Raw genomic sequence first — 22996 nt, 5'->3', positions numbered from 1 at the left:
AAAAAATCAGGCGGTCATGCAACTAGGGGAATCATCCATGCTATACATTAAATTTTGCCTTTATCAATTCGTTTTATTTTCAGCGCTTCTTGTATTAAACTTCATTTTGGATCAATACATCAGCAGACCCTTTACCCGTGTTGATTTAATAGCCATATGTATCAGTGTACCTGTTCTGATCATTGGTTTTATCGTAATAAACAAATTACATAGACATTTTGAAGATATTAGGCTGCGAAATAAAATACTTATCGCCATTCCTGTTTTTATTCTGTCTATTTTCTTTATGGAGTTCCTTGTTTCCCTGCTTTGATGTTCATGGTGGAAGTTCTCATATGGAGTTGAGTGATTTTGAGTAATGTTAACCCTTCAAAACTAGAAAAATGGCGTGCGAAATACGGAGCTGCTGCTGTTGCATTCAGCTGTTTATTGAGCATGATCAACAGCTGGGGTAATAATTGGGTGCTTACTGTTTTTTTTAGCTTAGGTGTGTTGATTTGTGGTGCTATCGGTTTCTTTGATATAAAGCGTGCCAGGACGGATAACACAAGCAATGAATAAACCTGGTCGATCTTATTAAAAAATATATGGGGAGATGACGAAAATGAGCGAGAAATTAATAAGAGTAGGCACTACCTATATACCCGTAACAAATGTAGAGCTTTCCTCTGAGTGGTATGTAAATAAATTAGGGGCAGAGCTATGCTACAAAGATGAGGACAAAGCCATTTTAAACGTTGCCAATCAGAGTATCTTTCTTGTGAAATCCAATAGGGATCAAAGCTCCAATTTCTATGATATTCATGGCAACGAGCGTTTTTCGCTAACATTTGAGGTGAATGGATTAAATGCCTTAGAAGACATACATAGAGACTTTAAGGAAAATGGACTGAGAGTTGGTGAGATTGAAGACAGAGGTCACGCTGGAAGGAATTTTGTTTTTTATGACTTAGATGGCAATAAATTTGATGTTTGGAGTGAATTAAGTCCAGCTTTCAAAGAGAAATACCTCTTTTCTAAAAAGTGAGGAGTCGAGGTCCTTCAGGTTGAAATCAGCCACTGTCCAGGCTGATTTTTTTATTTGCGGGGAGGTTTATCGTAACCGAAACTTATTCTCTCTGTAGCCTGTATTACCAATTGAGACATAAAACGATAAAGAGATTAATTGAAATATCGTTCAATGGAAGGGAGGAGACGATGAAAAAACGTAATATGATGGATAAAATACAGATTTGATTCGCGTTAGCAGCTGCTTTATTAGGAATACTTGCCTTTTATACACGACAGCTATGATGGATTAATCGAAATAATTAACCTATTGATTGCAATGAATTTGATTCTTTGGAGTATTCAAGAGTTTCGTCATAATAAAAAATCTCTTTCTGCTTATTGCATTGTGGTGATGGCTTTACTCATCATTTTCCTTTCAATTTTTTAATTATAGAACGAACTAAATAAATCAAATACTCTTATATAGAGAGGAATATGGGAAGCAAGCGGCAAAAAAAGTATCAGAAAGGATACAAATGGAGAGTCTGGAAAACCTATAGTAAAAGGTTATTAACTGGAGGGATCCAAAATGAAAGACAAAGATCAGGAAACGAGTGAAGGACTGAATCAGATATTTGAAATTATTAATGCCAAAGGCGATGCTGGTGAAATTAAGGAAATCCTTGAAAATGGAGCTGCTGATGATAAGGGAATTTCCAATCCTAATGCCTAAGAGCTGGGGCAGTTCACTACATGGCCTGATAGTGTGTGCGCCATTCAGGCCATGCTGGTGATGTGCTGTGTTGTTCATCTACTGAGAAAATACAATTCTCGCAAAAAAAGCGTGGCTGTCATAATCGGCATAGTTCTGGCATACAAAAATGGATTGTCTATTCCAGACAATCCATTTCTGCTTTATTAATCCAATTCAACGGTTTCATTAATATCTGACGATTGAGAGTTTTGCCCTGTCATGCGTTTAAAGAGAAACGCTGCTTTTTTCGTAAAATTGCCAGTCTCCCAATATTCGGCCGCTTCCGCTTTTACCTTGATAAGGACAACGTTAGGATCATCATAAGACGTCTGCATGATTTCTTCGTATGCTTTGCTCCATAATTCTTTTTTCTTTTCTAAATCCTCAACGATTTCCGCTCTGCCGCGGACAGACACATAGGATTTGCCTGCATAAGCCACATTTACATCTTGATCATGCAGAATTTCCTCATACTTAGCAGTCTCTTTTTTCGTGAAAAACCATAAGTCACCATCAAACTCTACTTCCTGCGTTTTCATAGGACGGGACACAAGCCCTTCTTCCGTTACTGTGGTCAGCATGGCCGTATCTATGTCTTTGATTAACTCTCGTAATGTTTCTACTTCTTCTTGATTTATCATGTTAGACATTTCCATCACCTCATTATGTGTTATAGAGGTATATTACCCTTTGTTCCAGCATTTATTCAGAGTATGGCCAATTTGAATCAGAAGTTAAGCCGTTATGTCTTATATTTGAGGAAACATGTTATATAATTCTTATAAAAAAAACTATGAAAATATAAGGAGAAAAAAATGCACGCATTATTAATAGGAGCAACGGGAGCAACTGGCAAGGACTTGCTGGAATTGCTGCTGGAGGATGAGCATTTCCGTCAGGTAGATGTTTTTGTCAGGCGGGATCTTTCTATCCAGCATGAAAAATTAAAAGTGCATGTGATTGACTTTGATCAGCCGGAAAAATGGAGGCATTTAGTGAGGGGCGATTGCTTGTTTTCCTGCCTGGGCACAACCTTGAAGGCTGCGGGGAGTAAAGAGGCACAATGGAGAGTCGATTACGATTACCAGTACCAATTTGCGAGTATCGCAAGGGAAAACCATGTTAGCCATTATGTTTTAGTCTCCTCAGGAGGCTCATCGCCTAATTCTCCCTTCTTTTATCCAAGGATGAAGGGGCAGCTGGAAGAAGCCGTAAAAGAATTAGGGTTTCCTGGCGTGACCATCCTTAGGCCGCCTGTGCTGGTACGAAAAAACAGTGATCGTACCATGGAGGTGGCGGGAATAAAAGCCGTACAGTTTTTTAATCGGTTCGGACTGCTTCGGTCTCAGGAGCCGATGCCGACAGAAAAATTGGCTCAAGCCATGATCCAATCCTTGAAACCGCCAAAAAGCGGCATTTTTACGCTTGCTGCTGATGCGATTCGGGAATGTGCCGGGAGTTAAGATATCGTTCTGATAACTTTGTCCAACAGGTCAAAGTTATTTTTTTTGTAACACTTTTAGCAGGAAATTTATGTTAAAATAAAGGTAATATTTGGAAAATTATTAAAATAGATGTTTGATAGGGGTGGGACTGGGATTGAAGCATGAAAGAAAAGAGCAACTGAAAAATTGGCTGCTGACGATCATGATAGTTACCCTTATAGGTTCCTTTGTTTTAATTTTTATGGGCTATTATATGGCCGGTTTTCTAATTGGCGGGATACTTATGAGCATTTCCACGTTTTTGTCCCAATGGAGCTCAGGCAAAAGTGCCGATTATCTTTTCAGGGGTGAATATCAAAATAGGCGGAATAATAAATGGTAGAAAAGCGATTCCGATAGGAATGGCTTCTTTTGCATGCACCGTGCCCGGCTGGGATGGGAGGGAAAGTTATTAAAAACTATAAAACATATGCTTTTTTTCTTCTATTGATAATTGCCGTTTTGGCTATCATGGATGGCTTAAATAATTCAAATGCGGCTGAGGAGCTGCGTAAGGAACAGGACCGGCTGGCTGAGGAAGTCGAAGTATCAAAAATGAATATGAAATGAAAGCTAAAATGCTGGATGAGACCAAAAAGGAAAATAGAGTTTTTGAAGAAAGGATCTCGGTGCTGGAGAAGGAAACCGAATCCTTGCGGGCTGCGATTGACTATACGGAATTTACTGCCGCGGTAAAGGCGATTGACTCTTACAAGGCCGTACAAACATTTGAGGAGGCAAATAGGTTTATTGCCCTAAAGGACGGGGGTGGATCCTATACAAGCGAGCGAGGAGGAGGCTGCCCATGTGGGTTCTTTTTAAATGAAAAAGGATTTGAATGGGTACCCAATGCAGTTCTTGACCTAAAAGCATTTAGAGTTGAAAAGGATAAAATTTTACTGACCTATCATACGGCAGAGGATATCAAACAGAATTATCAATTTGTTATGGTTAAGGCGCCAGGACGATTTGAGAGTGAGGAAAAGTGGAGAATTGATGAAATTAAGCTGGTGGAAAAGGGAGAGAAGTAAGGAATTTTTCACATAGGCCTGGGATGATATAAGCTGTTAAAATGGTATTCTAAATACGATACAAAAATGAGTGATTGACTGCTGAATAGAAGGGAGCTGCGGCCATGAAGTTTGAATGGAGAAAGCAGGAAAAGAATCTGTATTTGCCGAAACAGAAACCTGAAGTCGTAACGGTGCCAGAGCAAAAATTTATTACTATAGACGGAGAAGGAAATCCCAATAGTGAGGACTTTTCCAGAAGGATAGAAGTTCTTTATTCCATTGCATATGCCATCAGAATGATGCCAAGGCAAGGGTATACCCCAGAAGGATACTTTGAATATACCGTCTATCCATTAGAAGGACTTTGGGATTTAACAGAAGAGGGAAGAAAGTTAGATACCCTTGATAAGGATCAATTACTTTATACCATTATGATCAGACAGCCGGACTTTGTGACAAAAGAAATAGTCGAAAGGGCGATTGAAAGCGTAAGAAAAAAGAAGCCCAATCCGCTTATTGATGAAGTGTCATTTGAATCCATGGAGGATGGCCTATCCGTCCAAATGCTTCATATCGGCTCTTATGATGAGGAACCGCAAAGCTTTAGAAAAATGAAGGAATACATAGAGGAAAATCAGCTGGAAATTGCTACACTCAAACACAGGGAGATTTATCTTTCAGACGCTAGAAAAGTAGAACCGGCAAAGTTGAAGACAGTTCTTAGATATAAAGTGAAAACCAAATAATAGAAATCTTGCAGGCTTATGCAGGAACCAAGGGGGTTCCTGAGAATGCTTTTTTCGGAGGGAAATATGGAAGAGTTTATAGTGAAGCAATTAAAAAGCCTGTTTGATATTGACTTACACCATTTAGTTAAGGAAAGCAAAGAAGACGGTTTTCGATTTCTTGAAAGATTAGTTAATGAATATGAAGATGACACTAATAACTTTGATAAACCTGGGGAGTCTTTATATGGTTTGTTTAACAAAGAGGGTGTACTAATTGCAATTGGAGGGCTTAATATAGATCCATTTTCAAATGAAGCTGGACGGCTGAGAAGGTTCTATGTTTCCAAGGGTTATCGAAGGAATGGCCTCGGAAGACTCTTGGTAAATCAGCTAATTTCCGATGCAAAAAACTTTTATAAGGTTTTAGTGCTTAATACAGATACCGAACAAGGGGATACATTCTATACTTCTCTTGGATTTGCAAAGGGAAATTTGTATTCAAATTCCACTCATTATTTATGCCTTTAAAATATGGAAAGTGTTATAAATAGCGTTATATGATCCAGCTGCCGAATCAGGCGGCTTTTTCTTTTTGAATAAATCAAGGTTAGGTAAAAAGGGGAATGGAATAGCACTTTTAGTTTGTCACATACATATGGATAAAAAAGATTGATCTATGTATTGACGAGGAGGAAATATCCGAATGTATGAAAATTATTATTATGGCAGCCCCAGACCAGTGTATAGACAGAGAATTACGAAGGAGCAGGCTCAGGAAATCGCCCTGAAAAACGTACCTGGGCAAATTCAGCATGTAGATATGGATTTAGAAAATGGTGTGTTAGTTTATGAGGTTTTCATTTTAACAGCGGATAACAGAATATTCGAGGTCGAGATTGCTGCAAAAACAGGTAAAGTGTTAAAAATCGAAGAAGAACATGATTTTGATTAACACTCAATTTCAAAAGGAGGCAGCCTTGACTGCCGCTTCATTCTCTATGAGATGGAAAGAGGTGAGTCAAAAATGAGTTTTGTAGAAATGATTCCTCAAAGGCTCTATATAGGCGGAAAGATTACTGCTGCAGACTGGGACTTTATTAAAAACAATATAACCGCAATTGTTAATCTAAGAACGAAACCGGATCAGCCTCCTTTTGATTTTACGAATAGAATTATGATTTGGGCCCCGCTTAATGTTCGGGTGGCTCCGAGTTTAGATTGGGTTCTCAGTCTTATGAATCAGTTAAACCATCTAATGGAGTTAAACTATAGAATTTTAATCCATGATACTATAGGCAAAGAGCGGTTGGGCTTTGTTATTACTGCTTATTATATGCAAAGATTTGGTTTAAAGCGTGACCCTGCCATTCAACTCGTTAAACAATTAAAGCCGGACATAAAACCGCCGGCTGATTACATGAGATTGCTTAAACAATACGAAAATTATTTAGGCCACTAAGAAGAGCCTAAATATTACCCTCGAGGTAGTCACTATAACGCTTAGCTTCTATCTGGCAGAAGAGCCGGAAATTTAAGTTTTTCCCCAAGCGGCTGCCTTCTTTTCAATCAGAAATCAGTTCAGCTTCTTTTTCCCGCATCGAAAAATTTTTCCTTAATATAATCTCTTTTTATAACTTTCCTGAAGATCCTTCTCCACCAGTTCAACGGTGTCATTCGGCAGTTTCGTATGTGCTGCCAGCATTGCAGGAGCGGAAGGCAGGGCTTCCTCTGCAGGCCATGATTCCACATTCCATAATCCCGATCGGATCAACGCTTTTGCACAATGGATAAAGCATTCCTCTGCTTCTACTAAAATTCCAAATAAGGGAGTGCGGCCATTGGCTATACTCTTTTCTAAAAGCTCGGGGTCACGGCATATGTACGCTTTGCCGTTAATTCTTAGCGTTTCGCCAAGCCCTGGTATGAGAAAAAGAAGACCGACATTAGGGTTTTCTATAAGATTATGAGCGGTATCCATTCTTCGATTGCCCGGCCGTTCCGGAATAAAAAGATGCTGCTCGTCAAGAACTGTCACAAACCCTGGGGAATCACCCCTTGGAGAAACATCGCATTTCCCGGCTGCATCTGAAGTGGACAAGGTTAAAAAAGCCGATTTGGAAATAAAATCAATGCAATGCTCATCAATGAAAGGGATGACTTTGGCCGCGGCACGTGCACTCGGCTGGCCGATTTCCTCCCGAAAAGAAGCAAATTCTCCTATTGTGGTTATGAGGTTTTTATATTTTGTACTCATGTGTATCTCCTTTTCATCATGCTTTATGATTTTTTTATCTCCACGGTTGTTTTGACAAGCCGGTACACGACAAAATAGATTCCGCAGAGTCCCAGAATTCCCAGTACAGTAAGGAAAGGTATTTTTTCAGCAAAACGGATTCCAGTCACAAATAGGGCAAGGCAAAATAGGATGGAGAACAGGCTAAGTAAAGTTCGTTTGCTCTTATTCATTATTTTCACCGCTTTCCTTAGAAGGTTAAGGTTTTTTATATGCTAAAATGACTTTATACTTTATGGGAGGTAGTAGAGGGGTTTTTGCTGTGCAGGTATTCTGGCTTCTTTTTTGTTTTATTTGTTTATGTTTTTTCCTATTTATTGCTTTTAGACAGCACGAAATAAAGAAAGAGCAGGAATATATCATTAAGCAGAATCATGAGATACTGAATAGGCTGAAGCATAAGGATGTGTAAGTAATATTTTAACATAAATATCCATTTATAGTGCTTTTTTTAGAAAAGGAAACTCAAGAGGTATAACACGGCAGTTCAGCTGTCTGGTTATGCCTCTTTTCTCAGTGGAGCCTGATAAAATTCTGTCACGTCCATCTGTGACAAATCACATGCTCCACTGTCCTGTTTTACTTACAATAAATCTCATATTCAGTTAAATTATGAAAATATTCAACATCATTTTTCGTGAAAATAGTTCTAATTCCCTATTTCGAAAGCTGTTAATCGGGTCTTTTGATTCTTATATGAAAAATTTGGTTTTGTTACCTTTATAGTGTATTAAAAAAATTCTGAATAATAGAACTAGGAGGTAAGGGATGAGGATTAAAAGATCAGCAGTGGCCTTATTAATGTTCATGCTAATCTTCTCCAGTTCGGTGTCGGGGGCTGTGCTGCCTGAAAAATCACCGAGCACCAAGGGAGATGAAAACCGCAAGACCGTCCAGGAAATTAAGAAAAGTGAATTGGACAAGCAGTACAAGAAAACAGATATTGTCCGAGTCATAGTGGAGATGAAGACAGAGCCTTCTGTCCTTTATGCCCAAAAGCAAAAGAAGAAGTATAAAGAACTTCCAGATGCAACAAAGCAGAAGCTGAAAAATGAAAAGCTGTCTGAACAGCAGAAGGTAAAGGATCGCGCCAAAAAGAATAGAGTGAAGATGATTGAACGCGAAAGCTTTACTACAATCGTAAATGGCTTTAGTGCTGAAATGATGTATGGCGACATTGAGCTTGTAGAAGAAATGCCGGAAGTGGCAGAGGTACAAGTGGTGAACGAGTACGAAAAGCCGCAGGAAAAACCGGATATGGTTTACAGCAAAGAGCTCGTACAGGCTCAGGAAGCTTGGCGTGATTATGGATTTAAAGGTGAGGGAATGGTAGTCGGCGTCATTGATACCGGAATGGATCCTTCTCACCGCGATATGGTTTTAGCCGGCGACACTGAAAAAGAATTAACGAAGGCCGAAATCAACAAGTTTAAAAAAGATAATGGCCTTCTAGGAAAATATTATTCTGAAAAAGTTCCATATGGATACAATTATATGGATGAAAATGACACAATCCGCGATATCGGCCCGGATGCTTCCATGCATGGAATGCACGTTGCCGGAACTGTCGGAGCAAATGGCGATGAGGAAAACGGCGGTATTAAAGGGGTCGCCCCTGAAGCCCAGATCCTTGCACTTAAAGTATTCGGAAATGATCCGAATATGCCTTCTACATACAGCGATATTTATGTAAAGGCAATTGATGATGCGATCGTACTTGGTGCAGATGTACTAAACATGAGCCTTGGTTCTACAGCTGGTTTTGTGAGCCCTGAATCAGCTGAGCAAAAAGCGATTGCCAGAGCAGTTGAAAACGGCATTTTAATGTCTATTTCTGCTGGGAACTCTGCTCACTTTGGAAATGGATTTGCGAATCCAAGCAGTGAAAATCCCGATATCGGTGTCAGCGGATCACCTGGTGTATCCTATGATTCTCTGCAGGTTGCATCCATTGAAAATAGCTTCATGGATCTGGATGCAGTGAACTACCAATTCGGTGAAGAGTCTGGAAAAGCTGCATTCCTATCAGCATCAAATGTTCACCCGAACGATGTAGAAAAGAAAACATTTGAAGTGGCATACGGCGGACTGGGCAAGCCTGAAGAGCTTTCCGGAGTTGCTGGGAAATACGCATTAATTCAGCGCGGAGAGCTGGGATTTGTTGATAAAGCGGTCAATGCCCAGGCAGCTGGAGCACTTGGTGTCATTATCTACAACAATGCAGACGGATATGTCAACATGGCAAGTGATCCGTCCATTACCATCCCGCAGCTGTTCATGCTGAAAAATGATGGTGACAAGCTGGCAGCAGCTCTTCAGGATGGACAGACAGTCAATCTTACGTTCAACGGAGAAAAGACGAAATCTGCAAACCCTGAAGCAGGCAAAATGAGCGCCTTCACTTCATGGGGATTAACGCCTAACCTGGACTTCAAGCCTGAAATTACAGCTCCAGGCGGACAAATTTATTCTACTCTTGAGAATAACCAGTACGGAATGATGAGCGGTACATCCATGGCAGCTCCTCATGTTTCTGGTGGTGCAGCACTTGTTCTTGAGCGCGTGGATAACGAGTTTGGCGTAACCGGCTTTGACCGTGTCAGCGTTGCGAAGAACCTGATGATGAATACAGCAGCACCGGTTATTGATAAAGGAACCGTAAACAGTGCATTTGAATGGAATATCCCTTATTCTCCACGCCGCCAGGGATCGGGCATCATGCAGCTTCATTCGGCATTGTCTTCTCCTGTGATTGTGACGGAGGCATCAACGAATGAAGGGAAAGTAGCTTTAAAAGAGGTTGGCAATACGTTTGAATTCACGTTAAAAGCACAAAATTTCAGTGATGAAGATGTAGCATATGATGTGGCGGCTAATCTTCAGACTGACTTTGCAGCCTATGGAGAGATGGGCTGGGCAGCAGATGAGCTTGAAGCTCAGAAGATTTTAGATGCTTCTGTAAAAGTGGATGGCCAGGATTCAGCAGAGGTAACCGTTCCTGCGAATGGATCTGTAAGCTTTAAAGTAAGTGTGGATGTGAGCAATGCAAAAGTGGTAGAACCTTCAGTGACAGGAGATTGGGAAACTCCGCTTGACATTAACGAGGTATTCCCTAATGGATACTTTGTTGAAGGTTATGTCACGTTGACAGATTCAGCTGATGTGAACCCGCAGTTAACGGTTCCATATGTAGGCTTCAAGGGTGATTGGGATAAAGCTCCGATCCTTGACGGCATGAAGTATGATGACAGTTCATTCTACGGAATGGCAGGAGCTGTTTCTGAGTCAGCAGACAGCTACACATATTTGGGATACGACCCGGTAAATGATTCTTTCAACGGTGAAGCCATTGCGATTTCTCCGAATGGGGACAAAGTTCAGGATCAATTAATTCCGGTTCTTTCGTTCCTTAGAAATGCGAAACAAGTAGAATTCGCGATTACAGATGAGGATGGAAAAACGCTGCGCAAGCTGCGCACGGAAAACAGCCTCCGCAAGCATTATTACGATGGCGGCCGTGGTGCAACATACACGCTTAACCCGTCTTGGGGCTGGGATGGAAAAATCAGCAACCAGCTTGCACAGGATGGACAGTATTATTTTGAAATTAAGTCTGTTATCGACTATGCAGGGGCAGAATGGCAATCCGTGAAAATCCCTGTAAAAGTGGACACGGCTGCGCCAAGCGTTCAGGCTGAGCTGATCGAAGGCAACACAGCACTTAAGATTGAAGCTGCTGATAACCCTGAAGGCTCCGGCATTTCGTATATTGATATTTTCGTAGAGGAAGAGTCCATTCTGGATGAAGCGCTAAGCGGAGATACCGAAGAATTCACACTTCCGGAAGAGTTGGAAGCTGGCACCAATGTTAAGGTTGTAGCCTATGACTTTGCCGGCAACTCATCAGCAGCGACTGTGGAAGTGGGCGAAGTGAGCAATGACAAGACCGTTCCATACGTGTACCTTGAAGAGCCTGAGGCACTTGAAGTGTATAACACGAATGAACTGACTGTCAGCGGAACGATTAAAGAAGAGTCTGGCATGAAGGAATTCTCCATTGCTGGAACTCCAATTGAAACCAAGTACAATGAAGCTAAAGGCCAGTATGAGTTTGAAACAAAGATGACGTTTGAAGATGGCGTTCACAGCCTGGAAGTGAAAGCCGTTGATACTGCGAATAATGCAATTTCCTTCAAGCGCACAATTATCGTAGATGCGACTGGTCCGACTGTCGAAATCGATGGACTGCCTTCAAGCAAATACATTAAGCACAACAAAAAAGACCCTGTCATCAACATCACAGTGACAGATAATTTTGACCAGCTCCGCTTCTATCAGGACGGCAGCGAGCTATTTTACCAGGAGTTCCAGGAACCATACGCAATGAGACCAATTGAAAAAGAGTTCAAAAAGATTAAACTCTCATTGAAGGAAGGCTTAAACGTCTTCACGTTTGAAGCAGAGGACCTGGCAGGCAACAAAACAACCAAGACGGTCGAACTGTACAAGCTGAAAAAAGGCGAACAGCCTCCGCAAAATAACGAAACCCCTGATGGCCCGGCAAAGCCTGGTAAAGGGAATGGAAAGAAAGATAAGTAATAGTATTTGGAAACCCGGCTTCCTTGGTGGAGCCGGGTTTTCTTTTTTGGGGGAGTAGTTTTGAAATAGGATGGGGCATCCTTCTAATAATAGATCGGTGCTAAATCGAATCAGAATCATGCAAATAGAACATTTAACCTTGAAAAAGAAAAGTTTTGAGTTTTGGTAGATGTTTAGGTGGCATTTGTTTCATAGGAACGTGACATTTTGGGTATCGTTTGTATAAAAGGGTTTCTCCGCAATTTAGCGAATTTTTATGTAGTTAAAGATTATAAAGGAGGAATTTCTTTGGATCTGCGTACAATATTTGAATATTCTATTGAAAGACATCCTCATAAGGTTGCAATAATAGAAGGGGATAAAAGGTATACATACCGCCAGCTGGGGATAGAGGTCAACAATGTGGCCTCTTCCTTACACAAACTTGGAGTGAATAAACACGACAGATTAGCTGTGCTTTTGAAAAACCGTTTTGAAACAGTGGTAATCTTTTGGGCCATTCAAAAGCTGGGCGCTATTTATGCAGGAATAAATGTTAGACAATCCCAAGAAATCGTTCATTATTGTTTAAGTGATTTAGAGTCGAAATTCGTTATCTACGATGCTTCGACTGAGTATTTAATTAACAAAAAAAGATTTATAGAACGGCCAGTATTTATAAATATAGATGGAAATGACGGAGATATTAATTATGAAGAACTAAAAAAACAAGAACCTTACGACTTTACTCCCAATCAAATCATTGAAAGTGATTTAGCCGTCATCTTATATACTTCTGGAACAACAGGTAATCCAAAAGGTGTTCCACGTTCGCATCAAAATGAATATGCAGCTGCTTTTGCCCATATCCTCCAATGTCATTATGAGTGGCATGACTCCACGTTAGGGGTAATACCACTGTACCACACAATGGGATTGCGGTCCCTGCTAAGTATGGTGCTGTTAAACGGTACCTTCATCATTCTTCGGGATTTCGATTCTTATGAGGCTATTAAATTAATAGAGCAGGAAAAAATAAATTGTCTATATCTTCTCCCTAATATGTATCACGATATGGCAACATTGTCTGAATCGAATAAATCGAATTTTAATGAATTGCGCACTATTGTGTATGCAGGAGCTCCTATGACAAGCAAATTAATCGGCTTATGTATGGAAGTATTCCGGCCCAAGTATTTTATTAACCACTATGGAAGCACAGAAATTTACACCTATTCCTTTTGCGATCATATCTCGGAAAAGCCTGGATGTGTTGGGAAGCCAGGCATCCATCAAAATATAAGGATTGTTGAACCTGATATAAGCCGTTCTAAGACACCTGCGGACACCGTTAATGATGGTGAAATAGGTGAAATTATTGTTCATATCGGCTCTCCTGAATCATTTAAAGGGTATTGGAATAAACCAGAACATACGAAAAGATGTGTGATTCAGAATTGGTTTTATACAGGGGATTTAGGATACAAAGATGCAGATGGAGATATGTTTGTGGTAGGGCGTCTGGATGAAATGATTCTTCACGCAGGAGATAATATATATCCTATAGAAGTTGAGTCTGTACTATTAGAACATCAGAAGGTACAGGAAGCTGTTGTGGTTGGGGAAGACGATGAACGCTGGGGACAAGTGGTGGTTGCATATATCGTCCCAAGTGATCCATCTTTGACCGTAAATGAATTGGATTTATTTTGCAAAAGACATCCTAAATTATCAAACTATAAACGGCCGAGAAAATATATTTTTCAAGCATCCTTTCCAAAAACAGCTGTAGGAAAAATAATGCGCAAAAAAATTAAATCAAATTATTAAAAATAGGGTGGACTTTCAAATTTTTATCATTTAAAAGCAAAATAATAAAAATGAATTAGGCAGGAGGCTTAAAATGCCCAATATGCTAATTATAGATGATGAATACGAAAGCCGATATTTCCTTCGTGAGTTTATCGCTTCCAGTGAATATCACTATTTTTCTGTACATGAAGCAGATACATATGAGAAGGGACTGTTAATGCTAAAACAGCTAAAGCCTTCCATCCTTATAGTAGAAATCTCCTTGCCGGGCAACAACGGTTTCGAACTTGGAAAAGAAGCAAAGCGGTGGGATCCAGGAATTTCAGTAATAATCTATACTCAGCTAGAAATATTTGAATATGTCCAAAGTGCTATTAATCTAGGATTTTCAGCATATTTGCTAAAACCTGTGTCAAGAAGTGAAATCAAGCAGGTGTTTGAGCGTATAATTATCCATAGTCTATCAAGGGAGACAAACCATTTTACTGGAAAGAGGGAAGATACCGCAAATGTCGATCTTGCTCATCCAATTGAATCTTCTATTCAATACATTCAAGGGAATTTTAAAAATCCAATTACACTAAATCAGGTTGCAGACTCTGTCTATTTGAGCCCTTCCCATTTTAGCCGTTTATTCAAGGAAGAAATGGGCGTAACTTTTATCGAGTATTTAACGGCATATAGAATAGAACAATCAAAGTCATTACTCAAAATGACCTCTTTACCTATTGAGGTAATCGCACATCAAATAGGTTTTACTAGTTCCGGGTATTTTGCAACGACCTTTAAAAAAAGTGAACGCTGTACACCATCTGAATATAGAAGTCTTTTTATAAAGTAATAAAAGATAATAAATCTAAGGATAAGTCCCATTTCGGGATTTGTCCTTTTTTTAATAGTATTTTAAAAGTTCATTTGCAAATATATTGAAACCTTAATGTTATAAATATTCTTATAATTCAATTAATAAATTCAAAGGGGCGAAGGAGTTTGATTATAAGTGAACTTAATAGATGCATTCAAAATAATGAAAAAGCAATCTTAGCAACTATCATTGATAAAAAGGGTTCTTCCTACCGCCAAGTCGGAGCAAAAAGCCTAATTTTAACAGATGGAACAGCCTATGGTGTTCTTAGCGGTGGATGCATTGAGCAAGACTTGCTTGAACATGCAAGAGAAGTGTTTGAGACAGGTAAACCAAGAAAGATTATTTATGACTTAAGAAATGATGATAATGTGCCATGGGGGTTAGGTGTTGGGTGTAATGGCGTCATAACCGTTTGGCTTTCGCTTATAGATCCTGAAAATAATAAAGAATCAGCTGAAAAGCAATTCAAAGTATTAAAACAGCAATATCAAAGTAAGGAATCATATTCAGTCTGTACAGTCATTGAATCAAGTAATCATAATACGCTTCTGCCGGGAACTATCTTAGAAAATGTTGAGTTGCCTCTCTTAAAGATTATGTCAAGCAGAATTATAGAAAATTATTCAATTAGTGTGAATGGAAAAAAGGAAAAAGTAACTATATTTTTGGAAACGATTACACCCAAACCTGATATCATCATTTTCGGATCAGGACCAGATGCATCATCATTAATAGATCAATTAAAGTTATTAGATTGGAGAGTAACAATAGTGGATCATCGTCCTGGATATTTAAATAAGGATAACTTTCCTTACGCAGATGAATTGAAATTAGTCCCGCCGGGAGAATTTCCGGAAGGTCTAAATGCGAGTGAAAATTCTTATGCAATTATCATGACTCACCATTATGAACAAGATCTTATTTACCTGAAAGGATTGCTCCTGATGAATCTTTCCTATATAGGCCTATTGGGTCCAAAGAGAAGGTTCAACAATCTTAAAAATGATCTACAAGCACAAGGGTTCAATATCCCTGCAAAAGCTTCTGAAAAGATATATTCACCAATAGGCCTTGATATAGGCTCTGAGACACCTGAGGAAATAGCACTGAGTATCGCAGCAGAAATTATGGGGCACAAAAGTAAAACAAGCAGCCAACCGCTTAAATGGAAAAAGGATTCAATTCATGCTTCAAATCAAAGGTTAAAAGAATTGGTCCAATAGATGAAGGTTGAAATCTGGAACGTGGTCTTAGCCGCTGGTCAATCAACGAGGATGATGGGAACTCATAAGTTAATCAAAAAGCTTGAAGATGGATCAACAATCCTAAAGTACACCGTCAAAAAGATATCGGCTAATATGGCCACTAAAACGATGGTTGTATTGAATAGAGATTTTCCTGAACTGGAAAGTGAAATTCGTGATTTGCCAGTAAACATAGTTTGGAACCCTTGTCCTAAACTTGGGATTAGCAGCTCCTTAGCAACAGCAATTAAAAGCTTGCCTTCAACTTGTGAAGCTTTGTTGATAACTCTAGCAGATCAGCCCGAGATTAAAGTAGAAGTAATGAACGGAGTAATTAAAAAGTACCTCGTATCAAAAAATCCCTTAATTATAACTTCATATAAAGGGAAAATCAGGCATCCTATTTTGTTTGGTGAATTGTATTTCAAGGAGCTTTTGAACCTCAAGGGAGATCAAGGAGCAAAATTACTTATTAGTGCTAATAAAGAAAAGGCGCACATTTATTATGAGGATGAAAAAGCTCCGGAGGACATCGATACCATTGAAGATTATAGAAGACTATTAAAAAGGAGGAATGAAATTGACCTATGTAGGTAAGCCCGTGAAACGAATAGAAGATGCTAGGTTAGTGTCCGGTGAAGGAACATTTATTGATGATCTTTCGCCATTGCCAAATATCCACTATGCTGCGATTCTTAGAAGCCCCCATGCACATGCCCGTATTAAAGCGATTCTTCCAGAAGAAGCGGCAAAAACACCTGGTGTAATAGGAGTGGTTGTTGGAGAACATGTAAAAGCTTTAACCAATCCTTTTCCAGTGGGCGTAAAGGTACCAATAAAATACTACCCCATTGCAGTAGATAAGGTTCGGTTTGTGGGAGAAGCTGTTGCAGTTGTTGTGGCTAAAGATCGTTATATTGCAGAAGATGCTCTCGCAAAAATAAAAGTCGAGTACGAACCGCTGGATCCTGTAGTCCAAATTGAAGATGCTCTTTCGTCTAAGTCAGCCGTTCTTCATGAAGAAGCAGGTACGAATATAGTTAATCATCGTGTATTCCAATACGGAAATGTCGAGGATTCATTTAAAAGTGCAGATTATATTGTAAGGAAAAAATTCACTTTTCCTAAGGTTAGTGCAACTCCAGTGGAAAATTATGGAGTAATCGCGAATTATACAAAAAGTGAAGGTGCGTATACCATTTGGTCAAATTTTCATGGACCATTTACACTTCATTCCGTCATGACTGCAGCACTAAGGGTGCCAAGCAATAGACTGAGGATTATTACGCCAAAGGATATAGGCGGAAGCTACGGTATCAAATCAGGAGTATTTCCATATATGGTCTTAATCGGAGTAGTGTCAAGAATATTGGATGTACCAGTTAAATGGGCGGAAGACAGACAAGAACACCTCATGGCAAGTTCCAGTGGTACAGATCGTGTAACCTGGATTGATGCAGCTGTAAAAAAAGATGGAACCATTATGGGTTTGAAAATGAAATATGCGGATAGTGTTGGCGGTTATATACGTGCCCCCGAACCTGCTTGTTTATATAGAACACACTCAAATTCAACTGGAGCCTATCGAATTCAAAACGTGAAAATGGAAGCGATTGCAGTCGTTACGAATAAAAGTCCAACGGGGCTTATAAGAGGCTATGGCGGTCCTCAGCACTATTTTCCTCTTGAAAGAATGATACAAATCATTTCAGCTGAATTGGATCTGGATGTGATTGAAGTCATAAAGAAAAATTTAATTACGAAAGAAGAATTTCCCTATCATACAGCTTCAGGGGGAATATACGATAGCGGGGATTATCATAAGGCATTGCATCTTGCACTTGAATCAATTGATTATGATGGCTTTAAAGAAAAACAGAAAGAAGCCTGGGAAAATGGGAAATATCTGGGGGTGGGGTTTGCTAGCATCGTTGAGCCATCCGGGTCGAATATGGGTTACGTGACCATTGCTTTGACGCCGGAAGAGAGAGCAAAATCATTGCCGAAATCAGGCTGTTCTGAAGGTGCCACGGTATCGATAGATCCCATGGGTGGAGTCACAGTCCGGATCAGTACGGTACCAACGGGGCAAGGACACGAAACAGTTACTTCCCAAATCGTTGCAGACGTGCTAGGTGTTGATCCTGCTTCTATCCGGGTTATTGCTGAATTGGATACGTTAACAAGCCCATGGTCAGTAGCTTCAGGTAGTTATTCCAGCAGGTTTGCTCCAATAGGTTCTAGTGCCGTTTATCAAGCAGCACAAAAAGTAAGATTGAAACTTTTAGAAATTGCCAAAAACCAATTAAATACCACAGTGGACGAGTTGGTCATGAGAGAAGGCAAGGTATTTGCAGAAAAAAATCCTTCGAATAGTATCTCCATTAAGAGATTAGTAGGTTTGGCACATTGGAATCCTCAAGGCCTTCCCGCTGGTATTGAACCAGGTATCCATGAATCTGCATTTTATACATTATCTGCAGCGGAGTCACCTAATGAAATGGATCTTGTTAATGGATCAGTTACTTATGGATTTGTGTTTGACGCTGTTCAAGTGGAAGTGGACATTGATACAGGTGAAGTAAAAATTATTGACTATACCACAATCCATGACGCTGGGAAACTATTAAATCCAAATATTGTGGAAGGTCAAATAATGGGTGGTTTAGCACACGGACTAGGAGCCGCACTTTATGAAGAACTTGCATATGACGAAAGGGGGCAGTTTCTAACTGGAAGTTTTATGGATTACTTATGTCCTACGGCGACAGAAATCCCAAATGTGACCATAAAGCATATTGAAACACCTTCCCCCCTAACCCCTCTTGGAGCAAAAGGGTTAGGCGAAGGAAACACAATGAGTGCTCCGGTTGTTATCGCAAATGCAGTTACAGACGCTTTAAAACCATTTAATATCTCGATTGACCAACTTCCTTTATCTCCAAATCGGATTTGGTCAAAAATTCATAATAAGAAACCGATACAAATTTAACCTAAGGAGGAATTGTCATGAATGGTGAAGGAAATATTCAGCTGAACGGAAATCTGGATAAAGTTTTTTCAAGCTTATTAGATCCGGAAGTATTAAAAAACTGCATTATGGGGTGCAAAGATCTATATAAACAAGAAACCAATGTGTATGTGGCAGACTTATCCGTTGGGGTTGCTGCAGTAAAAGGGAAATATGATGCAACCATTCGTCTTGCGGACCTGGAGCCTCCTCACTCCTATAAGTTAATTGTTCATGGTGAAGGAGCACCAGGATTTGTAGATGCCGAAGCAGCCATTCATTTAGTTCCGGTGGACGATGAAAATACAGAGCTTAGGTATACTTATGAGGCCGCTGTAGGTGGAAAAGTCGCTTCAATTGGTCAGCGTATGTTAGGTGGTGTTGCAAAACTGATTATTAAAGACTTTTTTAAAAAGATTAAAAGAGAGCTGGATAAAGTAAATATTGCTGACTAGAAAGGAGGACAATTATATGAAACCAGCAGCATTTGCTTACTATAGTCCTTCAACAATAGAGGAAGCAGTGAAACTTTTAGATGAATATGGAGATACAGGGAAAATCATTGCCGGCGGGCAAAGTTTTATTCCTATATTAAATATGAGAATGTCAGAACCGGAGTGTCTCATTGACATTAACAAAATCAAGGAATTAAACGGAGTCAGAGTAGAAGATGGCCTTCTGAAAATTGGGGCACTTACAAAGCAAAGGGAACTCGAACAGTCGGAGGCTGTTAAAATCCATGTTCCTATACTCACAGAAGCTACTCCATTTATTGGTCATGTCCAAACGAGAAATAGAGGTACTGTGGGAGGAAGTGTTGTCCATGCAGACCCAAGCGCAGAACTGCCTCTTTGTTTTTTGGCACTCAATGCCGAAATCGTTATTCAAAGTATAGATGAGACTAGGAAAGTAAGTATAAATGAGTTTTTTATTACCTATTTAACAACAGAGGTGATGCCGGAGGAAATATTAACTGAAATTCATGTCCCTCTCACTGAACAAACTGGTTACGCATTTGAAGAATTTAGCAGGAGACACGGTGATTTTGCTTTAGGAGCAGTTGCTTGTATTTTATCAGTTGATGAAATTGGAAAAGTAGATAAATTGAGACTTGTCTTAGGAGGGGTGGATGCGATTCCTCTTTTAGCAGAAGGGACTATGGAATATTTAGAAGGAAAAAGTATAACAGAGGAAACAATTGACAGAGCAGTAGAGCTTGCAGTAATGGATGCTGATCCGGATGATGATTTACATGCTTCAAAAGAATATAGAATCCATATAGCTAAAGTTCTCACAAGGAAAGCATTGATAAAAGCATATAACCGTGCATTAGGAAAGGAGGTTTAAAATGTCGAATCTCACCCTTAAACAAAAAATGAACGTTTCCCTATTAATGAATGGAAAGGAGGTGGAAGCAGAAGCTGAGCCTAGAAAACTCTTGAGTGATTTTATAAGAGAAGATCTAGGTCTTACAGGTACTCATGTTGGCTGTGAACATGGAGTTTGTGGTTCCTGCACGGTACTTTACAATGGTAGAGCCGTACGAAGCTGTTTAATGTTTGCTGTTCAAGCTAACGGTTCAGACATACAAACAATTGAAGGCTTAGCAAAGAATGGAGAACAGCATGCTTTGCAGCAGTCATTTACAGAGTGCCATGGACTTCAATGTGGCTTTTGTACACCGGGGATTTTAATGTCTTCACTAGAGATGATGAATAATGGCCAAGTACCCACAAAACAAGAGATTAAAGAAATGTTATCCGGCCATCTTTGCCGCTGTACTGGGTACACAGGAATTATTGCAGCTATTGAAAAAGCGTGTGGGATAAATAAATGTAAAGAAGGTGACAATTAGTGAATCTTGGAAAGCTGTTTGATTTTGCAGTGAATCGATTTCCTGATAAAACAGCCATCGTTCAAGATGATAGACGGTTATCCTATAAGGAATTACAAGCAGAAATGAATAAGCTTGCTTATTCATTGCAGAAGCAGGGGATTGAAAAAGGAGATCGTGTTGTCATTATACTTAAGAACCGCTTAGAGATGGTCGTAATTTATTGGGCTATTCAAAAAATAGGTGCCATTTTTACACCAATAAATTTTCGACTGTCAACAGAAGAAGTGGCGTATTGTGTAAATAATGCTGATGCTAAAGCGGTCATTTTTGAGCCAAGCAGCCAAAATGCCGCACTAAATGGCACATATTCAAGTAAGCCGCTTTTTGTAAGCGTTTTAGGTGCTGAAGGTGCAGATATAACCTATGAAGAGCTTATAAAACATGATCAAGAGGCGTTTGATTTCCCCAATATTGATTTAGATGATATTTGTTTAATGTTATACACTTCAGGAACCACGGGGAAGCCAAAGGGGGTTCCCAGAAGCCACAAAAATGAATACAGTGCTGCAATCGCACACATTATTCAAAACCAATATGTGCTTCATGAAAGCACTCTGGGTGTCATGCCGCTCTATCACACCATGGGAATGCGCTCTCTATTATCCATGGCATTTATTAATGGGAAAATGGTTATGATTCCTGATAATAATACATCAAAAATGTTAAAAGTGATGGAAGATGAAAAGGTTAGTTGCGTTTATTTAGTTCCTACCATTATACATGACCTATTAAATCATAAAGAATTTAGTAGGTATAATTTACGGAATATTAGAAAAATAGGATACGCTGGAGCATCCATGACTACAGAATTAACAGAAGAATGTTTCAGGAAATTAAAGCCGGATGTTTTTGTAAATCATTATGGTAGTACTGAGGTTTATACTTTCAGTATTTGTAACTATTTAGATAAAAAGCCGGGTTGTGCTGGTAAAGCAGGTTTCCACCAGCAATTAAGAATAGTTGAACCTGACCCTGAAGGAAGAACAGGTCCTGCTGATATTGTCCCACATGGAACGCCAGGAGAAATTATTGTGAATATTGACTCGTTAGAGGCGTTTAAAGGTTATTGGAAACGACCTGATGCAAACATCAAATCGATTAGAAATGGCTGGTACTTCACGGGAGATATGGGTGTTTTAGATGAAGATGGAGATCTTTATGTGGTTGGCCGCGTTGATGACATGATTATCTCTGGAGGAGAAAACATTCACCCTCTTGAGGTTGAAGACGTTTTGTCTTCACATCCGGAAGTATTAGAGGCTGCAGTTGTTGGTATACCTGATGAGCGTTTTGGAGAGAAGGTTGTTGCATTTATAGTTGGTAAAAGCCCAGCAATTTCATCTGCAGATCTGGACAACTATTGCAGAGAATCTGGCAGGTTGGCAAACTTTAAACGGCCGAGGGATTACTGTTTTATAAATGAGATACCTAAAAGCCCAGTAGGGAAAATTTTAAGAAAAAAATTAAAAGAAAATTATCCATCTATAACACAAAAAGAGGAGAGTGTAGGCTAATGACAGCACTTAATAACAACGATACTTACCAATGGGATCATATTTTAGTAGACAAGGATATTGAAGCAAAGACGGCTACAATTACATTAGATCGGCCAGAAAAAATGAACACGCTAAGTTTTATTGCTCGCTCACATCTTAATCAAATTTTCACTGAATTAAATAATGATGAGGATGTAAGGGTGATAGTGATAAAGGGAGCGGGTGAAAAAGCCTTCAGTTCAGGCGGGAATATTGCAGAATTCATGGAGCAGCATCCATCCGTACTATCAGAATTGCATGTGAATGTAGCTGCTCCAGAGCGTTCTCCCAAACCCGTCATTGCCCAATTGCAGGGGTACACATTTGGGGTAGGTCTTGAAATCGCAATGGCATGTGATTTTCGAGTGGCATCAGAAACCACGCAGTTGGCATTGCCCGAGATCAATCTTGGCATGATTCCTGGCAGTGGTGGATCACAGCGGATTGCCAAAATTGCTGGAGTCGGTCGTGCAAAGGATATGATAATGAGAGGAAGACGGATACCAGCACATGAAGCACATCAATGGGGCCTGTTAACAACTGTGACAAGTCAGGAAAATTTAGAAGTAGAGGTAAATAAATTGGTTAAAGATCTTGTTAGGCTTTCACCAATGACCTTAAAAGTGTTAAAAAAGGTCATAAATAGCTCCCAGGATGCGCCTTTAAGTGTAGGGATGGAAATAGAAGGATTTGCATATGGAATGCTGCGATCTACTGAGGATTTTAATGAAGGTGTACAGTCGTTTGGAAATAAGGTGAAACCTAGTTTCAAAGGGATTTAGGAGAGTTG

26 protein-coding genes are annotated in these 22996 nt (G+C 39.7%); 23 read left to right on the top strand and 3 right to left on the bottom strand.

Translation table 11 applies throughout. The annotated features are described in order from the left end of the window. Positions 1-37 precede the first annotated feature (37 nt). From NSQ49_RS09080 to NSQ49_RS09065, 4 genes are all read left to right on the top strand, one after another. Positions 38-313, top strand: coding sequence for a hypothetical protein (locus tag NSQ49_RS09080; RefSeq protein ID WP_251283492.1), 276 nt, complete (start codon positions 38-40; stop codon positions 311-313). 32 nt (positions 314-345) lie between these two features. After that, positions 346-561: a hypothetical protein gene (locus tag NSQ49_RS09075; protein WP_159862254.1), complete on the top strand. Its 216-nt coding sequence runs from the start codon at positions 346-348 to the stop codon at positions 559-561. Between the two features lie 43 nt (positions 562-604). Beyond that, on the top strand, positions 605-1027 hold the full coding sequence (locus NSQ49_RS09070) for a VOC family protein (RefSeq protein ID WP_159862253.1): 423 nt from the start codon (positions 605-607) through the stop codon (positions 1025-1027). Positions 1028-1579: 552 nt separating this feature from the next. Continuing rightward, a complete protein-coding gene (locus NSQ49_RS09065) occupies positions 1580-1723 on the top strand; it encodes a hypothetical protein (RefSeq protein ID WP_201306452.1) in 144 nt (47 codons plus the stop codon). A 185-nt stretch (positions 1724-1908) separates the two neighbouring features. On the opposite strand, the gene NSQ49_RS09060 is transcribed toward NSQ49_RS09065, so the two are convergent. Beyond that, positions 1909-2394 carry a pyridoxamine 5'-phosphate oxidase family protein gene (locus NSQ49_RS09060; RefSeq protein WP_159862252.1) on the bottom strand — a complete coding sequence of 162 codons (486 nt, stop codon included), beginning with the start codon at positions 2392-2394 and terminating at the stop codon, positions 1909-1911. 165 nt (positions 2395-2559) lie between these two features. Between NSQ49_RS09060 and NSQ49_RS09055 the strand changes: the two genes are divergently transcribed. The 8 genes from NSQ49_RS09055 (at position 2560) to NSQ49_RS09020 (ending at position 6428) form a co-directional block, all read left to right on the top strand. After that, complete coding sequence (locus NSQ49_RS09055) at positions 2560-3207, top strand: NAD(P)H-binding protein (RefSeq protein ID WP_159862251.1); 648 nt, start codon at positions 2560-2562, stop codon at positions 3205-3207. A gap of 136 nt (positions 3208-3343) precedes the next feature. Beyond that, positions 3344-3571: a hypothetical protein gene (locus NSQ49_RS09050; protein ID WP_159862250.1), complete on the top strand. Its 228-nt coding sequence runs from the start codon at positions 3344-3346 to the stop codon at positions 3569-3571. Between the two features lie 29 nt (positions 3572-3600). Beyond that, entirely contained in the window at positions 3601-3798 is a 198-nt protein-coding gene (locus NSQ49_RS09045; RefSeq protein ID WP_236566110.1) for a hypothetical protein, read from the top strand. Continuing rightward, the gene (locus NSQ49_RS09040; RefSeq protein WP_236566109.1) at positions 3795-4259 is read left to right on the top strand and encodes a hypothetical protein; all 465 of its coding nucleotides are present in this window, start codon (positions 3795-3797) and stop codon (positions 4257-4259) included. Before NSQ49_RS09045 ends, NSQ49_RS09040 begins: the two co-directional genes overlap by 4 nt. 104 nt (positions 4260-4363) lie before the next feature. Next, on the top strand, positions 4364-4987 hold the full coding sequence (locus NSQ49_RS09035; protein WP_159862249.1) for a GyrI-like domain-containing protein: 624 nt from the start codon (positions 4364-4366) through the stop codon (positions 4985-4987). 66 nt (positions 4988-5053) lie between these two features. Further along, the gene (locus NSQ49_RS09030; protein WP_159862441.1) at positions 5054-5497 is read left to right on the top strand and encodes a GNAT family N-acetyltransferase; all 444 of its coding nucleotides are present in this window, start codon (positions 5054-5056) and stop codon (positions 5495-5497) included. A 175-nt stretch (positions 5498-5672) separates the two neighbouring features. Next, a complete protein-coding gene (locus NSQ49_RS09025; protein WP_159862248.1) occupies positions 5673-5921 on the top strand; it encodes a PepSY domain-containing protein in 249 nt (82 codons plus the stop codon). Between the two features lie 72 nt (positions 5922-5993). Beyond that, entirely contained in the window at positions 5994-6428 is a 435-nt protein-coding gene (locus tag NSQ49_RS09020; RefSeq protein ID WP_159862247.1) for a dual specificity protein phosphatase family protein, read from the top strand. A 153-nt stretch (positions 6429-6581) separates the two neighbouring features. Here NSQ49_RS09020 and NSQ49_RS09015 read toward each other — a convergent pair whose 3' ends face one another. Together NSQ49_RS09015 and NSQ49_RS09010 are read right to left on the bottom strand one after the other, a co-directional pair. Next, positions 6582-7223 (bottom strand): pyridoxamine 5'-phosphate oxidase family protein, encoded by a 642-nt coding sequence (locus NSQ49_RS09015; RefSeq protein WP_251283490.1) that lies wholly within the window; start codon positions 7221-7223, stop codon positions 6582-6584. A gap of 23 nt (positions 7224-7246) precedes the next feature. Next, positions 7247-7435: a hypothetical protein gene (locus tag NSQ49_RS09010; protein WP_251283489.1), complete on the bottom strand. Its 189-nt coding sequence runs from the start codon at positions 7433-7435 to the stop codon at positions 7247-7249. A gap of 595 nt (positions 7436-8030) precedes the next feature. Between NSQ49_RS09010 and NSQ49_RS09005 the strand changes: the two genes are divergently transcribed. From NSQ49_RS09005 to NSQ49_RS08955, 11 genes are all read left to right on the top strand, one after another. Beyond that, positions 8031-11861: a S8 family serine peptidase gene (locus tag NSQ49_RS09005; protein ID WP_251283487.1), complete on the top strand. Its 3831-nt coding sequence runs from the start codon at positions 8031-8033 to the stop codon at positions 11859-11861. 288 nt (positions 11862-12149) lie between these two features. Next, entirely contained in the window at positions 12150-13670 is a 1521-nt protein-coding gene (locus tag NSQ49_RS09000; protein WP_251283486.1) for a class I adenylate-forming enzyme family protein, read from the top strand. 73 nt (positions 13671-13743) lie between these two features. Then, positions 13744-14493, top strand: coding sequence for a response regulator transcription factor (locus NSQ49_RS08995; RefSeq protein ID WP_341070679.1), 750 nt, complete (start codon positions 13744-13746; stop codon positions 14491-14493). A 149-nt stretch (positions 14494-14642) separates the two neighbouring features. After that, entirely contained in the window at positions 14643-15743 is a 1101-nt protein-coding gene (locus tag NSQ49_RS08990) for an XdhC family protein (protein WP_251283484.1), read from the top strand. Beyond that, positions 15744-16361, top strand: a complete 618-nt coding sequence (locus NSQ49_RS08985) for a nucleotidyltransferase family protein (protein ID WP_251283483.1) — start codon at positions 15744-15746, stop codon at positions 16359-16361. It abuts the gene before it with no gap. Then, the gene (locus NSQ49_RS08980; RefSeq protein ID WP_251283482.1) at positions 16345-18756 is read left to right on the top strand and encodes a xanthine dehydrogenase family protein molybdopterin-binding subunit; all 2412 of its coding nucleotides are present in this window, start codon (positions 16345-16347) and stop codon (positions 18754-18756) included. Before NSQ49_RS08985 ends, NSQ49_RS08980 begins: the two co-directional genes overlap by 17 nt. A gap of 17 nt (positions 18757-18773) precedes the next feature. After that, positions 18774-19229, top strand: a complete 456-nt coding sequence (locus NSQ49_RS08975) for an SRPBCC family protein (protein WP_251283481.1) — start codon at positions 18774-18776, stop codon at positions 19227-19229. A 16-nt stretch (positions 19230-19245) separates the two neighbouring features. Beyond that, positions 19246-20121, top strand: coding sequence for an FAD binding domain-containing protein (locus NSQ49_RS08970; protein WP_251283479.1), 876 nt, complete (start codon positions 19246-19248; stop codon positions 20119-20121). Position 20122: 1 nt separating this feature from the next. Continuing rightward, the gene (locus NSQ49_RS08965) at positions 20123-20629 is read left to right on the top strand and encodes a (2Fe-2S)-binding protein (RefSeq protein ID WP_251283478.1); all 507 of its coding nucleotides are present in this window, start codon (positions 20123-20125) and stop codon (positions 20627-20629) included. Next, positions 20629-22185 (top strand): class I adenylate-forming enzyme family protein, encoded by a 1557-nt coding sequence (locus NSQ49_RS08960; RefSeq protein WP_251283476.1) that lies wholly within the window; start codon positions 20629-20631, stop codon positions 22183-22185. The genes NSQ49_RS08965 and NSQ49_RS08960 overlap by 1 nt, the downstream gene beginning before the upstream one ends. After that, positions 22185-22988: an enoyl-CoA hydratase/isomerase family protein gene (locus NSQ49_RS08955; RefSeq protein ID WP_251283475.1), complete on the top strand. Its 804-nt coding sequence runs from the start codon at positions 22185-22187 to the stop codon at positions 22986-22988. Before NSQ49_RS08960 ends, NSQ49_RS08955 begins: the two co-directional genes overlap by 1 nt. The last annotated feature ends 8 nt before the right edge of the window (positions 22989-22996 follow it).

The sequence above is a fragment of the Cytobacillus sp. FSL R5-0377 genome (genome assembly GCF_038004385.1).
Classification (GTDB): Bacteria; Bacillota; Bacilli; order Bacillales; family Cytobacillaceae; genus Cytobacillus.
The sequence above is the reverse complement of the archived record's forward strand: the minus strand, read 5'-3'. Positions and strand labels throughout refer to the sequence as shown.

Coding starts and splice junctions, on each gene's coding strand:
- NSQ49_RS09080 (WP_251283492.1), top strand. CDS start 38: ATGCTATACATTAAATTTTGCCTTTATCAATTCGTTTTATTTTCAGCG.
- NSQ49_RS09070 (WP_159862253.1), top strand. CDS start 605: ATGAGCGAGAAATTAATAAGAGTAGGCACTACCTATATACCCGTAACA.
- NSQ49_RS09065 (WP_201306452.1), top strand. CDS start 1,580: ATGAAAGACAAAGATCAGGAAACGAGTGAAGGACTGAATCAGATATTT.
- NSQ49_RS09060 (WP_159862252.1), bottom strand. CDS start 2,394: ATGTCTAACATGATAAATCAAGAAGAAGTAGAAACATTACGAGAGTTA.
- NSQ49_RS09055 (WP_159862251.1), top strand. CDS start 2,560: ATGCACGCATTATTAATAGGAGCAACGGGAGCAACTGGCAAGGACTTG.
- NSQ49_RS09040 (WP_236566109.1), top strand. CDS start 3,795: ATGAAAGCTAAAATGCTGGATGAGACCAAAAAGGAAAATAGAGTTTTT.
- NSQ49_RS09035 (WP_159862249.1), top strand. CDS start 4,364: ATGAAGTTTGAATGGAGAAAGCAGGAAAAGAATCTGTATTTGCCGAAA.
- NSQ49_RS09030 (WP_159862441.1), top strand. CDS start 5,054: ATGGAAGAGTTTATAGTGAAGCAATTAAAAAGCCTGTTTGATATTGAC.
- NSQ49_RS09025 (WP_159862248.1), top strand. CDS start 5,673: ATGTATGAAAATTATTATTATGGCAGCCCCAGACCAGTGTATAGACAG.
- NSQ49_RS09020 (WP_159862247.1), top strand. CDS start 5,994: ATGAGTTTTGTAGAAATGATTCCTCAAAGGCTCTATATAGGCGGAAAG.
- NSQ49_RS09015 (WP_251283490.1), bottom strand. CDS start 7,223: ATGAGTACAAAATATAAAAACCTCATAACCACAATAGGAGAATTTGCT.
- NSQ49_RS09010 (WP_251283489.1), bottom strand. CDS start 7,435: ATGAATAAGAGCAAACGAACTTTACTTAGCCTGTTCTCCATCCTATTT.
- NSQ49_RS09005 (WP_251283487.1), top strand. CDS start 8,031: ATGAGGATTAAAAGATCAGCAGTGGCCTTATTAATGTTCATGCTAATC.
- NSQ49_RS08995 (WP_341070679.1), top strand. CDS start 13,744: ATGCCCAATATGCTAATTATAGATGATGAATACGAAAGCCGATATTTC.
- NSQ49_RS08985 (WP_251283483.1), top strand. CDS start 15,744: ATGAAGGTTGAAATCTGGAACGTGGTCTTAGCCGCTGGTCAATCAACG.
- NSQ49_RS08975 (WP_251283481.1), top strand. CDS start 18,774: ATGAATGGTGAAGGAAATATTCAGCTGAACGGAAATCTGGATAAAGTT.
- NSQ49_RS08970 (WP_251283479.1), top strand. CDS start 19,246: ATGAAACCAGCAGCATTTGCTTACTATAGTCCTTCAACAATAGAGGAA.
- NSQ49_RS08965 (WP_251283478.1), top strand. CDS start 20,123: ATGTCGAATCTCACCCTTAAACAAAAAATGAACGTTTCCCTATTAATG.
- NSQ49_RS08955 (WP_251283475.1), top strand. CDS start 22,185: ATGACAGCACTTAATAACAACGATACTTACCAATGGGATCATATTTTA.